The organism is Priestia sp. SIMBA_032 (assembly GCF_046535215.1).
GTDB classification, from domain to species: Bacteria; Bacillota; Bacilli; order Bacillales; family Bacillaceae_H; genus Priestia; species Priestia aryabhattai.
The window spans coordinates 365,933-378,072 of the sequence record NZ_JAWRXD010000002.1 but is presented as its reverse complement, the minus strand read 5'-3'; the positions used below and the strand labels follow the sequence as shown (position 1 = coordinate 378,072).

Here is a 12,140-nt window from a genome sequence, read left to right as displayed (position 1 = left end):
ATACTCTAAGCTGGGGACTCTCCGTCTCCTTCATTTAATACTGGAGGAGTAACAGTCGTTTCTTTTTTGTGCAGAGGCTGTGAGATATGTCTCACACAAAAATAAATGATCGTATGCCCAGCTCCAACAATGGCTAATAAAATGGGAATACTTTTTGCTTCATCAAAAAATAGTACGGCAATTAAAAATAATGATATGGAAACGACGCGCCCAATATTCAGAAATACTTCTCTGACAACAATATATTCGATTCTTTTTGAAACAACGTCTTTTGCTCGTCCAATCACATCGTACGTTAGAGAAATAAATGGAACCAACAATATAGGATAGGCAATGGCAATACAAACAGCATATATAATTAACTTTGGATACGATAAGTTAAAGATAAGCAAAAAGACTGCTCCATAGAGAAGGAGGCCCCCTGTGAAGATAAATCGAAGGCGATTTTTTTGCTTAATAAATCTTGAGGCTACATAGTATCCTACAAACGCAACCGCTGAATTCACCAGTCCATAAGTTCCTAAAGCTAATTCACTTCCTGTCGTAATAAATACCATGACGGATACGACAAAAATGAACGTACCTTCACGCAATCCTTGAAAGAAATGAGCCTGCAATATTCGATTCCAGTCTTTGTTGACTTTTCGTTCAGCCCATACTTCTTTAAATTTATATACTCCCTCAGCTGCGCGTCTTGTAATAAAAAAACTAAGCACAACGGCACCGACAAACAATAGCAGGGATACACCAAACACAATTTTATACCCTAGTGATTCATACAAAGCGGAAATAACGAAGCCCGCTCCTAAAGGACCAATCATTCCTGCAAAAGAGTTTAAGATCCCTAAAAATCCGTTAAAAAAGTCTCTTGTATCAGGTTCTGTAATTTCAAAAGTTAGCACATTAAAAGCTAGCCAATAAAATCCATATCCTATACCCAGCAGTCCACCAAGCAATACTAAATACTCGGCTGCGTTAGCTCCACTGACTAATACAGCGATATAAAAAACAGCTAAAAAAGATACTCCTAACCTTAAAACCACAACTCGGTCAATTCGTTTGGCCCATTTACCTGCTAAAATAAACGTAAGCGGCTGAAGCACCACTACCGCTAAATTATAAATAGCGAGATCCGAAAATTCGCCTGATTGTTTCCACAGATAAATGTTAACAAACGAATTGGAAATTGAAATAGCCAAGGCATAAAGACCGCCTATAATTAAAAGCAAAAGTAAATCTTTACTAACTTCTACATCTCCAACTACTTTTTTTAATAAAGGCATATCAAAAAACTCCTTTTCTCTTCTACACCTAGTGTGTGAAAAAGAAAAGGAGATATGTAAAAGAATTGGAAAACAAAAAAGCCAGTAAAGGTAATAATTACTTTACTGGCTCTTAAATACGTCTTCAACTTATTTTGCAGCGTCGTAACGCTTAGCAACTTCGTCCCATTTTACAACATTAAAGAATGCTGAAATGTAATCTGGACGGCGGTTTTGATAATTTAAGTAGTAAGCGTGCTCCCAAACGTCTAGACCAAGAATTGGCGTTTTGCCTTCCATTAATGGGCTATCTTGGTTTGGTGTGCTTGTTACTTCTAATTCGCCGTTGTTTACAACTAACCAAGCCCAGCCAGAACCGAAGCGAGTTTTAGCTGCATTTGCAAATTCTTCTTTGAATTGATCAAAGCTACCGAATTTGTTAGCGATAGCGTCTGCTAATTCACCAGTTGGAGCACCGCCGCCGTTAGGGCAAAGGATTGTCCAAAATAATGAGTGGTTGGCATGACCGCCACCGTTATTACGTACTGCTGTACGGATATCTTCAGGAACAGCATCTAAGTTTGAAATTAACTCTTCAATACTTTTGCTTTCTAAATCCGCTTTGCCTTCAACAGCAGCGTTTAGGTTTGTAACATATGTGTTGTGATGTTTTGTGTGGTGAATATTCATTGTTTCTTTGTCGATATGTGGTTCCAGTGCATCGTATGCATAAGGTAGTTCTGGTAATTTGTAAGCCATGAATAATTCCTCCTTCAAAATATGTAAGCATTTTGGCGCAAAAGCACCATATACGTCTAGATTAGCAAATTTACCCTACTGTTTCAAATAAAAAGTACCTAATCCATGATTTATATTTACCTAATTCCCATTCGCTATTCTTTTAAACATAAAAAAAGCTTCTTTTTCTCAAAAGAAGCTTTGAATAGACAATAGTATGGCGGAGGAAGAGGGATTCGAACCCCCGCGGGCTTTAACACCCCTGTCGGTTTTCAAGACCGATCCCTTCAGCCGGACTTGGGTATTCCTCCAACCCTATAAATGGTGGACCCTGCAGGACTCGAACCTGCGACCGGACGGTTATGAGCCGTCTGCTCTAACCAGCTGAGCTAAGGGTCCACATGGCTCCACAGGTAGGACTCGAACCTACGACCGATCGGTTAACAGCCGATAGCTCTACCACTGAGCTACTGTGGAACAATATGAATTATGTATGTCACAAATGTAAAGTGGAAAATAGCGGCGGAGGGGATCGAACCCCCGACCTCACGGGTATGAACCGTACGCTCTAGCCAGCTGAGCTACACCGCCATGGCTCCACAGGTAGGACTCGAACCTACGACCGATCGGTTAACAGCCGATAGCTCTACCACTGAGCTACTGTGGAACAATATAACATTTACTAGCGACATTAAAAATTTAACATGTTTCTAGTCTAAAGTCAATACATTATTTTAAAACAGCATATAAAAAATAGGCAATCATCAGCAGTTGAATAAATCCTTTAGAGATAGCGCCACTAAAAAAGCCAATAACCGAACCTACTCCAATTTTTACTGCGTTGCTAATTGTGGTCCGATGAACAATCAGTTCTCCTACAATCGCTCCAATAAACGGCCCTAAAATAATTCCAAATCCCGGAATAACAAACGGACCCACAAGCAGCCCAACTGTACTTCCCCAAACGCCTGCTTTAGTGCCTCCGAATTTTTTCACACCAATAATATTAGCTATATAGTCTGCTAAAAAAAGTGCGACAACTAACAATCCTTGTATCAACCAAAATAACCAGCTATAGGAGCTAAAATCATAAAATAAACCGTATATAACAAATCCTAGAGCTACAAATAGCACGCTTGGGATGATGGGATAAACCAACCCAACAAACGATACAACAAAGCTAATGATAATTAATGCCCAACATAAAATAGCCATGCCCGCACCTATCCTTTTTATTATTACTATTTATCATACAATAACCACTCCTATAAAGAAAGAGCTTGCACCACGAGACCTTCCTTTATTTTACTTTAAAATACGTCTTCAGATAACGATTTTCGAGTGTACCACTGCAATATTAACAGAACGGTCCTCAAGCTGCCGGTAATATCTCCAAAAACAATGCCAGCAAAATCTGTACATATAAAGATATGCTTTTGACAAAGCGCTCCATCGCATTCTTGTAATTGGTAACGGTTTCTAAAATCTATTGTAAACCTTAAATTTTCGCTATAAAATAGGTTATAATCAGAATTTTCGATAATAGGAGGCTTTACAATGAGCATGCTGAAAAAGATGGCATGGAGTTTTACTTCCTTCCAAAAAATAAGGTCGCTTCGCTTTGAGCATACGAATAAAACAATTGGCTTTGTACTGTTTTTAACATTCATTTCTTTGCTGCCTACATTTTTCTTTATGGCTTTGACGATTGTAAACGGCTATCATATAGCTACTACAGATCTCCCGAAATCTGTTTCTTCTTTTGCTATTTCAAATTCACAGCTTACGTCAAGTCAACCTTTCACAAAAAAAGTAAACGGTACCGCTTTTATCTTAAACCCCTCACAGTCTATTGAACGGTTTCATTCCCCTGCTCATGCAATTGGTTTTTTAAAAGATGGAATATATATCACGACTAATTCACAAACACAAACGTATTCATATGAGTTGCTAAACTGGCATCATAAAGATAAAAATGAACTGTTAAACTTGCTGCACGAACAAAAATTTTCTTTATACATACTTGTCCCTATCGCTATGCTTTTACTTTACGTATTAACAGCTGGACTAAACTTCCTTTCTATTACCTGCCTTGCTTATCTTGGAAAGCTGATCGGACTCATTACCAAAAAGCAGATTCCTTTCAAGCAGCTATGGGCACTGAGCGCTTATAGTACGGTAACCTTCACAATGATTTATACGCTTTTTGAAGCTTTTTCTTTGTCTCTAGCAACGCACAGCTCTCTTTACTGGATAGGAACGTTCTTCATTTACTTATTGCTCGTCACAAGGGTTCCTGTAAGAAAAAAGGTAAAACCTAATAAAGAGGCTGGGACAAACGTATTTTAGTTGAAGGAAAATCCAAACGAGGACTCTAGATTCTTGATAGAGAATTCAACTCGTTCGGATTTTTTTATTGATATGGTGAACGCGATTTTCATGTATGTAGATGCTTCTAGCTGGTGATTGGAGTGATTTAGTTAAGTCTCAGCCTCTTTATTTCTGTACAACTTTTCTTCTTCCCATTGCAGAAGAAAGAATTTTCAACTGATACAAAACCCATAACCCTCCTGCTGCGAGCAGTAGAAAGCTATAAATAAACATCAGCCTTTCATGATGCATCCAAACTTCAAAAATAACAGGCCCCAATGCTACTCCTAAAAACCTCACCGTTCCATAAATGGATACAATGAACCCTCTTTCTTCGTCTGAAGCCGCTGAAGTAATCATCATGTTAATACACGGAAGAACAAACCCTAAGCCTCCAAAGGCAACTGTCAAACAAAACATCAGAATAGGAAGCGTATAAATGAGCGTTAATATTCCAAACATCACAAATAAAAGACTTATTCCCACTATCATTAATTTTTTCATGAGCGCTACATCCGTTTTGATGCGCTGACCAGTCCAATAAGAAACGATGGTCATCGCGCCAAGGGGAAATAAAAAAGCCGTTCCTTTAAAAAAACCGTCTATATGATACGTTTCCTCTATTAAGAAAGAAAGGTAATATAAAATGCCAAATAATAAAAACAACCCCAATCCCCCGACAAAAAATAAAGGAAAAAGCGATTTTCTTTTATCATAGACAATCCCAATGGCTCTCTTTAAATACTCTCTAACAGATACTGAATCCGAACCTGTTTTCCCTTCTCTCACATACATCACTATACCTACTAAAGCAGCACCTGCAGCTAAAGGATAGACAAAAAATGCGGCATACCATACGACAAGTGCTGCTGATGCTCCAATTATCGGCGCAACCACTTTTCCAGCTCCGTTATACACTTCTAAGATTCCGAGGACTTTTGCTCTTTTTTCCCCTGCAAATACATCTCCAGTTAATGCCATTGCCAACGTTGTAGTACCTGCAGCTCCAATCCCTTGAATCACTCTTCCAGCCATCAACGCAGCAAAGCTTCCAGAAGAAACCGAAGCGCTACTAGCAGCGATGACACTACCTATTATCATCATGACAAGTGAATATATGATTAACTTTTTACGCCCATACCGGTCTGATAAAATCCCTACAGCAGGGATACACAATGCGGCTGGAATCGAAAATGCACTCAGTATTAAACTGGTTTGAACTCCGCTTAAGTGAAGTGACTTTTGAATGCTCGGTAGCAGAGGAATGAGCATGGAATTTCCCAGCACCATGATTAAAGGCAATAAGCCTAATGAAACAATCATTAATTTTTCTTTCAATTTTCGTTCTCCAATCATATTTAAGTAAGACAAGCATAGGCTTTACACATAAGCAAAAGAATGAAGGAGGAGCATAATGAAAAAGCTATGTGCATTAGCTGCTTTCGCTTTTATCGGATATATTTGTCACTACGACATTAAATACGGGACCATTCCCACTGCTACTGAAGCAGTTCAAGTCAGCAAAGCGCAGCCTGCAGAAACAAAAGCCGCCAGCTCTTCTTCCTCCTATACAAAAATAAAAATTAAGCCAGGCGATACAGTTTTGTCCGTAATTGAGGAGCTTACAAAAAAATCGATACCGGTTTCTATGAACCAAATGATTAAAGACTTTAAGAAGTTAAATAAGGGTACAGCGCCTGAAGATATTCAAATTGGAAAAACGTATAAGTTCCCTATTTACAAGTAATGACAGCATTCTTCTTGTCAAGATGGGATAGTCATTGTTAAAATAGCTAAGGTAGTACTTTCTACTAGTTATTTTGTTCATAAAGAGTTATTCTATTAATGAATTCAAATTCTTGATTTCATTTTGAAGGAGAGATTATCACGTGAGTGAAATTATACATCGTACAAAAACACGCCCCGTTAAAGTTGGAGATTTAACAATTGGGGGCAGTAACGAATTAGTTATTCAAAGTATGACAACCACTAAAACACATGATGTTGAAGCAACGGTTGCAGAAATTAAACGTTTAGAAGAAGCAGGATGCCAAGTTGTTCGTGTTGCTTGTCCAGACGAGCGCGCAGCAGATGCAATCCCTGAAATAAAAAAACGCATTAACATTCCATTAGTTGTAGATATTCATTTTGACTATCGCTTAGCGTTAAAAGCAATTGAAGGCGGAGCGGATAAAATCCGTATCAACCCAGGTAATATTGGACGCCGTGAAAAAGTGGAAGCTGTTGTAAATGCTGCAAAAGCTAAAAACATTCCAATTCGTATTGGAGTTAACGCCGGTTCACTTGAAAAACGTATTTTAGATAAATACGGCTACCCTACAGCAGATGGCATGGTAGAAAGTGCACTTCATCACATTAAAATTTTAGAAGACCTTGATTTCCATGACATCATCGTTTCAATGAAAGCATCCGATGTTAACTTGGCAATTGAAGCTTATGAAAAAGCTGCTCAAGCATTTGACTACCCTCTTCACTTAGGAATTACAGAATCGGGTACATTATTTGCAGGAACTGTAAAAAGCGCAGCAGGTCTTGGCGCTATTTTATCTAAAGGAATCGGAAATACATTACGTATTTCTTTAAGTGCGGATCCTGTAGAAGAAGTAAAAGTTGCGCGCGAGTTGCTAAAATCATTCGGTTTAGCTTCCAATGCTGCAACTCTTATTTCTTGCCCAACTTGTGGACGTATTGAAATTGATTTAATTAGCATTGCTAATGAAGTTGAAGAGTATATCTCAACTGTAAAAGCACCGATTAAAGTAGCGGTACTTGGCTGCGCTGTAAACGGCCCTGGTGAAGCTCGTGAAGCTGATATCGGAATTGCAGGAGCACGCGGTGAAGGTCTTCTATTCCGCAAAGGTGAAATCGTACGCAAAGTTCCTGAAGAAACAATGGTTGAAGAACTAAAAAAAGAAATTGATAAAATCGCCGCTGAATATCACGCAAAGCAAGAAGCTGAAAAAGCTGCAGCTAAATCATAATCAAAAAAAGCGAGGCGCATATGCGCCTCGCTTTTTTTATGAAAAGAACGGTAATATAAACGTACCGACAATAATCGATACAACTCCGATTCCTATTGCCCATGCTCCTAGCGTAAGTGCTCCTTTTCTGCGTGCGATAAACCCTAGAATAATCCCAGCGGCACCAAGAATAATTGGTAAAAAGAATAGTGAAAGAATCGAAAGCACGAGTGCGAAACGACCGTATCCCGTTCCTTCTCCTCGTCCAGCGACTTCATGATTGCGATTGCGATCAATATCTATAACTTCACGCTCTGCATGAGGCTCTCCTACTCGGTAAGGAACGCCCACTTCAGCTGCAGTTTCTTCCATGAAATCAGCTTCATATACATCTTTTCTACGCCTTTGTTCTTCATTCTCCATGCTTAATCCCTCGCTTTCGTAAATAAGGAGCATTTATAGTATCTGAATGCGAGAAAAAATTATAAGTGTTAATCTTATACAGCTGCTCATTTTCTTACAAAAATAGATACCTACACGATTCCCACACCGTATAATCATCCTTATCTTTTTCTTAAGGAGTATAAAAAGGATTACTGTTTCTCTTTAGGCTTTATGTTACACTAGACAAGAATAATTAAGCATCTAAGTAGAATAAACGTATTAAAGGAGTGCACGTAGTTGACGAAAAAGTTTGGAATTGACATTGATGGAACTGTTACCTCTCCTGAAACTTTTGTTCCTCATTTAAATAAAGCCTTTAACTTAAATTTAACACTTGAAGACATTACAGAATATGATTTTAGCCCTTTTGTAAATGTATCACCTGCAGAACTCGGGAAATGGTTTAAAGCAAATGAACGCTCTATTTACGAAACCTCTCCACTTGCAGACGATGCAAAAGCGATTTTGCAAAAGTGGCATCAAAAGCACGAATTATTCTTTATTAGTGCAAGGCACGATAAGCTATTGGACGTCACGGAAGAATGGTTTCAAAAAAATGAACTATCGTTTCATCACATTGAGTTAGTCGGCTCTCATTTTAAAGTTGAGACAGCAAAACGATATGATGTTGATATCTTTTTTGAAGACAAACATGATAATGCTTGTGAAATCAGTGAAGAATGCAATATCCCCGTTATCTTATTTGATACTCCTTATAATCGCTTACCTGTTCCAAAAGGAGTGGTTCGCGTATATAATTGGCTAGAAGCAGATCAGTGGGTAGCCAGCTGGTTAAAAGAACAGCAAAAATAAAAAAGAGAGGTGCATAACGCCCTCTCTTTTTTATTGATTACATTCTATACATTGACCGTAAATTTCAAATTTATGGCCTGTAATATTGTACCCTCGCAAATCCTCGTCTACATACTCCATCGGACAAGCTTCAATTTCTTTTGTTTTTCCACAATCTAAACAAATGAAGTGGTGATGATGATGGGCGGTTGCACATTTAAATCGAAAGTGTTTTTCGCTCGAAAGCTCCGTCGTTTCAAGTACGCCTAACTCCACAAACAATGATAAATTACGGTAGATTGTATCAAAACTTAGACCTGGATAATCAGGTTTCATATATTCTAATACATCTTTTGCCGTTAAGTACTTATTTGATTTTGAAAACAGGGCAAGCATTTCTTCACGTTTTCCTGTATGTTTATATCCTTGATCTTTTAATAAATGAATGGCTTCAGTTAAATTCATTTTTGTTTCCCCTTCCGTCCTTTATTAATCATAATAGATATAATTAAAATAACAACAGCAATGACAACAATTGTACCGCCTGGTGCTAAATCCAAGTAGTACGCTGAAAATAATCCGCCTAAAACAGATATTTCACCAAAAATTACCGAAAGCAGAATCGTTTGCTTAAAGCCTCTAGCTAAGCGAATGCTTGCTGCTACAGGAAGAGTCATAAGCGATGACACTAATAAGATACCGACGATACGCATCGATACAGCAATGACAAGAGCCACCATCACAATAAATAAAAAGTGCATCCACTTGGATTTAATTCCAGAAGCAGAAGCATGCTCCTCGTCAAACGATAAAATAAACAATTCTTTATATAAGAAAAAGACAATAGCTATTACAAATACCGCTATGACAACAACTGTCCAAAGATCCGAACGACTAACTGCACTCACGCTTCCAAACAAATAATTCATTAAATCATTATTAAAACCGTCCGCTAGCGAGATACAAATGGCACTAATACCAATTCCACCCGATAAAATAATCGGAATGGCCAGCTCTTGATAGTGCTTGTAGACCCCTCGAAGCTTCTCGATAAAAAGAGCGCCTGCAACGGAAGACACCATTCCTAAATAGACGGGGTTCACTCCTTGCATAAACCCTATTTTCTGACTAAGAAGCAAGCTCGCAGAAATTCCCGCTAGCGTCACGTGACTTAACGCGTCTGCAATTAAAGAAAGACGTCTTACTACGATGAACGTGCCCAATAAAGGAGCTAAGACGCCAATAATCATACCGGTTAAAAATGCATTTCGTAAAAACTCAAATTGAAATAAACTGCTTATCATACGTGCTGCCCTCCATGATGATGATCATGGGTTAACACATGAACATTATGGCCATAAAACATAGATACGTCATGTTCACAAAGCTGTTCGAATTCTTTGGCATTCCCATGAAAGTGTAGAAATTTATTTAAACAAGCAACGTGGGTTACTTTTTCCGAGACAGTTCCAATATCGTGAGTAACAAGCACAAGCGTAATTCCTTTTTCTTTATTTAATTTTTCAAGAAGCTCATAAAAAGTGTACACATTTTGTGCATCCACTCCGACCGTGGGCTCATCTAAAATTAACAGCTCGGGTTCACTTACAAGCGCGCGTGCAATAAAGATTCGCTGCTGCTGACCACCGGATAGTTCTCCTATGTTTCGATTTAAAAATTCGCTCATTCCCACCGCTTCTACCGCTTCTTTTACTTTTTGTTTATGAGAAGCATTCATAAAGCGAAACAAACCTAATTTTGAAGTAAGACCCGTGGAAACCACTTCAAAAACGGTAGCGGGAAAGCCGCTGTTAAAACTATTCGCTTTTTGCGATACATATCCAATTTTACTTCGTTCTTTAAACCTTCTCTGATCTTTTCCAAATAAACGAATTGAACCTTGAGATGGTTTTTGTAAACCAAGCAAACATTTGATTAGCGTTGATTTCCCAGAACCATTTGGACCAACGAGACCCAAAAAAGCTCCTTTTGGAATTGAAAAACTTATATCTTCTAATACATTCACTCCATCATATTGAAATGATAAATGATCAATTTCAATGATATCAGGTGTATTCATATGCGCCTCACCATTCTTTTTTTATATTTCTCCATACAAAAGAGGGCACGGTTTCTATCGTATACTCCGTTACCCATTTACTTTCTCAGAATCATTACGATTTAGTCATTAATGTAGTATACAGGATAGTCTTTTATTTGTAAACTGAGCCGTTTCACCCCTTCGCTTTCTTGCCTCCGTAAGTTCATCCGGCTCAAAATGTTGTTTTATTACACAATATAGTCACATCTTTCTTTTTTATTCATAAACTGTATATGACGAGGAGGTAATCATATGAAAATTGTACAGCAGATTGTCAATAAAAAAGTAAACAACATTACCCCGAAAGAGCTTTTAAAGTATAGCAAACAATACAACATCCCCATTACAGATCAGCAGGCACATACCCTTGTATCCGTCATTAGACAGCAGCCCGTAAATATTTATAACCTTGAAGAGCGCCGAAATTTAATCAAACAAATTGCTCAAGTAACGGATCGTGAAACTGCCAGACGAGTGAACGAATTATTTCAGCAGTTGATGTAAAAGAAGAGGTCATGTCTATAGACATGACCTCTTTCAAGCACATATGAAATTACATAAGCTTTTGTTTTAGCTCTGAATCAAAGCTTTGTGCACGAATCATATCAATTTCCAACTGATATGGCGCTTTTTTATTTTTCTTATCTTCTCCTACATAAGGAGTTTCTAGAATTTTAGGAACTTCTGTAAACGCTGGGTGATGAACAATATAATTCAGTGCACCAAATCCGATTTCACCAAATCCAATATTTTCATGGCGGTCTTTTCGAGCACCGCATACATTTTTACTATCATTGATGTGAAGCACTTTAATTCGCTGTATTCCTACGGTTTTGTCAAATTCATTTAATACACCGTCAAAGTCTTGAACGATATCATAACCAGCATCATGTACGTGACATGTGTCAAAACAAACAGAGAGCTTTTCATTGTGAGTCACGCCATCAATAATTTGGGCAATTTCTTCAAAGCTTCTTCCACACTCTGTTCCTTTTCCAGCCATTGTCTCAAGCGCAATTTGAACTTCTTGATCAGCTGTCAACACTTCGTTTAGACCTTTGATAATTTGCTGAATACCGGCATCTGCTCCAGCGCCCACATGAGCCCCTGGATGAAGAACAATTTGCTTTGCGCCAAGAGCATGGGTACGCTGAATTTCAGACGTTAAAAAATCTACTCCAAGCTCAAATGTTTCGGGCTTTGTTGTATTTCCTAAATTAATGATATAGGGAGCATGTACAACAATATCTTTCATTCCATGCTCTTTCATATGCAAAAGACCAGCTTCAATATTAAGCTCTTCAATCTTTTTGCGACGAGTATTTTGTGGAGCGCCTGTATAGATCATAAACGTATTTGCTCCGTAAGAAGCTGCCTCTTCACTTGCTCCTAAAAGCATCTTTTTGCCGCTCATCGATACGTGAGAACCAATTTTCAACATTCCTTTTTACA

The 12,140-nt window shown here is 38.2% G+C and carries 14 protein-coding genes and 5 tRNA genes; 5 read left to right on the top strand and 14 right to left on the bottom strand.

Annotated elements, in window-relative coordinates; all coding sequences use genetic code 11:
- Nucleotides 1-5: 5 nt before the first annotated feature.
- The 8 genes from SB717_RS07875 to SB717_RS07840 form a co-directional block, all read right to left on the bottom strand.
- On the bottom strand, nucleotides 6-1,283 hold the full coding sequence (locus SB717_RS07875; protein WP_047749833.1) for an MFS transporter: 1,278 nt from the start codon (nucleotides 1,281-1,283) through the stop codon (nucleotides 6-8).
- A 129-nt stretch (nucleotides 1,284-1,412) separates the two neighbouring features.
- The gene (gene sodA, locus SB717_RS07870) at nucleotides 1,413-2,021 is read right to left on the bottom strand and encodes a superoxide dismutase SodA (RefSeq protein ID WP_410903542.1); all 609 of its coding nucleotides are present in this window, start codon (nucleotides 2,019-2,021) and stop codon (nucleotides 1,413-1,415) included.
- A gap of 197 nt (nucleotides 2,022-2,218) precedes the next feature.
- A tRNA-Ser gene (locus tag SB717_RS07865) sits at nucleotides 2,219-2,311 on the bottom strand.
- Nucleotides 2,312-2,322: 11 nt separating this feature from the next.
- Nucleotides 2,323-2,399 (bottom strand) — tRNA-Ile (locus SB717_RS07860).
- A gap of 3 nt (nucleotides 2,400-2,402) precedes the next feature.
- Nucleotides 2,403-2,477: transfer RNA gene (locus SB717_RS07855), tRNA-Asn, on the bottom strand.
- Nucleotides 2,478-2,517: 40 nt separating this feature from the next.
- Nucleotides 2,518-2,591 (bottom strand) — tRNA-Met (locus tag SB717_RS07850).
- A 1-nt stretch (nucleotide 2,592) separates the two neighbouring features.
- Nucleotides 2,593-2,667, bottom strand: a tRNA-Asn gene (locus SB717_RS07845).
- A gap of 62 nt (nucleotides 2,668-2,729) precedes the next feature.
- Complete coding sequence (locus SB717_RS07840; protein WP_410903541.1) at nucleotides 2,730-3,215, bottom strand: DUF456 domain-containing protein; 486 nt, start codon at nucleotides 3,213-3,215, stop codon at nucleotides 2,730-2,732.
- 342 nt (nucleotides 3,216-3,557) lie between these two features.
- Between SB717_RS07840 and SB717_RS07835 the strand changes: the two genes are divergently transcribed.
- The gene (locus SB717_RS07835) at nucleotides 3,558-4,349 is read left to right on the top strand and encodes a DUF1189 domain-containing protein (protein ID WP_074677516.1); all 792 of its coding nucleotides are present in this window, start codon (nucleotides 3,558-3,560) and stop codon (nucleotides 4,347-4,349) included.
- Nucleotides 4,350-4,496: 147 nt separating this feature from the next.
- On the opposite strand, the gene SB717_RS07830 is transcribed toward SB717_RS07835, so the two are convergent.
- Nucleotides 4,497-5,708 (bottom strand): MFS transporter, encoded by a 1,212-nt coding sequence (locus SB717_RS07830; RefSeq protein WP_410903540.1) that lies wholly within the window; start codon nucleotides 5,706-5,708, stop codon nucleotides 4,497-4,499.
- A 76-nt stretch (nucleotides 5,709-5,784) separates the two neighbouring features.
- On the opposite strand from SB717_RS07830, the gene SB717_RS07825 reads away from it, so the two are divergent.
- Nucleotides 5,785-6,117: a hypothetical protein gene (locus tag SB717_RS07825; protein WP_410903539.1), complete on the top strand. Its 333-nt coding sequence runs from the start codon at nucleotides 5,785-5,787 to the stop codon at nucleotides 6,115-6,117.
- A gap of 151 nt (nucleotides 6,118-6,268) precedes the next feature.
- On the top strand, nucleotides 6,269-7,372 hold the full coding sequence (gene ispG / locus SB717_RS07820) for a flavodoxin-dependent (E)-4-hydroxy-3-methylbut-2-enyl-diphosphate synthase (protein ID WP_201763664.1): 1,104 nt from the start codon (nucleotides 6,269-6,271) through the stop codon (nucleotides 7,370-7,372).
- Between the two features lie 36 nt (nucleotides 7,373-7,408).
- Here the strand turns inward: ispG and SB717_RS07815 are convergent, their stop codons facing one another.
- The gene (locus SB717_RS07815) at nucleotides 7,409-7,774 is read right to left on the bottom strand and encodes a G protein-coupled receptor family protein (RefSeq protein WP_013059205.1); all 366 of its coding nucleotides are present in this window, start codon (nucleotides 7,772-7,774) and stop codon (nucleotides 7,409-7,411) included.
- Nucleotides 7,775-8,032: 258 nt separating this feature from the next.
- Here SB717_RS07815 and SB717_RS07810 point away from each other — a divergent pair, with 258 nt between their 5' ends.
- Nucleotides 8,033-8,608: a 5' nucleotidase, NT5C type gene (locus tag SB717_RS07810; protein WP_074677522.1), complete on the top strand. Its 576-nt coding sequence runs from the start codon at nucleotides 8,033-8,035 to the stop codon at nucleotides 8,606-8,608.
- Between the two features lie 30 nt (nucleotides 8,609-8,638).
- On the opposite strand, the gene SB717_RS07805 is transcribed toward SB717_RS07810, so the two are convergent.
- The 3 genes from SB717_RS07805 to SB717_RS07795 are packed head-to-tail and all read right to left on the bottom strand — an operon-like array spanning nucleotide 8,639 to nucleotide 10,667.
- The gene (locus SB717_RS07805; protein ID WP_074677524.1) at nucleotides 8,639-9,052 is read right to left on the bottom strand and encodes a Fur family transcriptional regulator; all 414 of its coding nucleotides are present in this window, start codon (nucleotides 9,050-9,052) and stop codon (nucleotides 8,639-8,641) included.
- Entirely contained in the window at nucleotides 9,049-9,891 is an 843-nt protein-coding gene (locus SB717_RS07800) for a metal ABC transporter permease (RefSeq protein WP_074677526.1), read from the bottom strand. The genes SB717_RS07805 and SB717_RS07800 overlap by 4 nt, the downstream gene beginning before the upstream one ends.
- Complete coding sequence (locus tag SB717_RS07795; RefSeq protein WP_028411634.1) at nucleotides 9,888-10,667, bottom strand: metal ABC transporter ATP-binding protein; 780 nt, start codon at nucleotides 10,665-10,667, stop codon at nucleotides 9,888-9,890. The genes SB717_RS07800 and SB717_RS07795 overlap by 4 nt, the downstream gene beginning before the upstream one ends.
- 273 nt (nucleotides 10,668-10,940) lie before the next feature.
- On the opposite strand from SB717_RS07795, the gene SB717_RS07790 reads away from it, so the two are divergent.
- Nucleotides 10,941-11,192, top strand: coding sequence for a DUF2624 domain-containing protein (locus SB717_RS07790; RefSeq protein WP_013059210.1), 252 nt, complete (start codon nucleotides 10,941-10,943; stop codon nucleotides 11,190-11,192).
- Between the two features lie 49 nt (nucleotides 11,193-11,241).
- On the opposite strand, the gene SB717_RS07785 is transcribed toward SB717_RS07790, so the two are convergent.
- A complete protein-coding gene (locus SB717_RS07785) occupies nucleotides 11,242-12,129 on the bottom strand; it encodes a deoxyribonuclease IV (protein WP_098622837.1) in 888 nt (295 codons plus the stop codon).
- Nucleotides 12,130-12,140 lie beyond the last annotated feature (11 nt).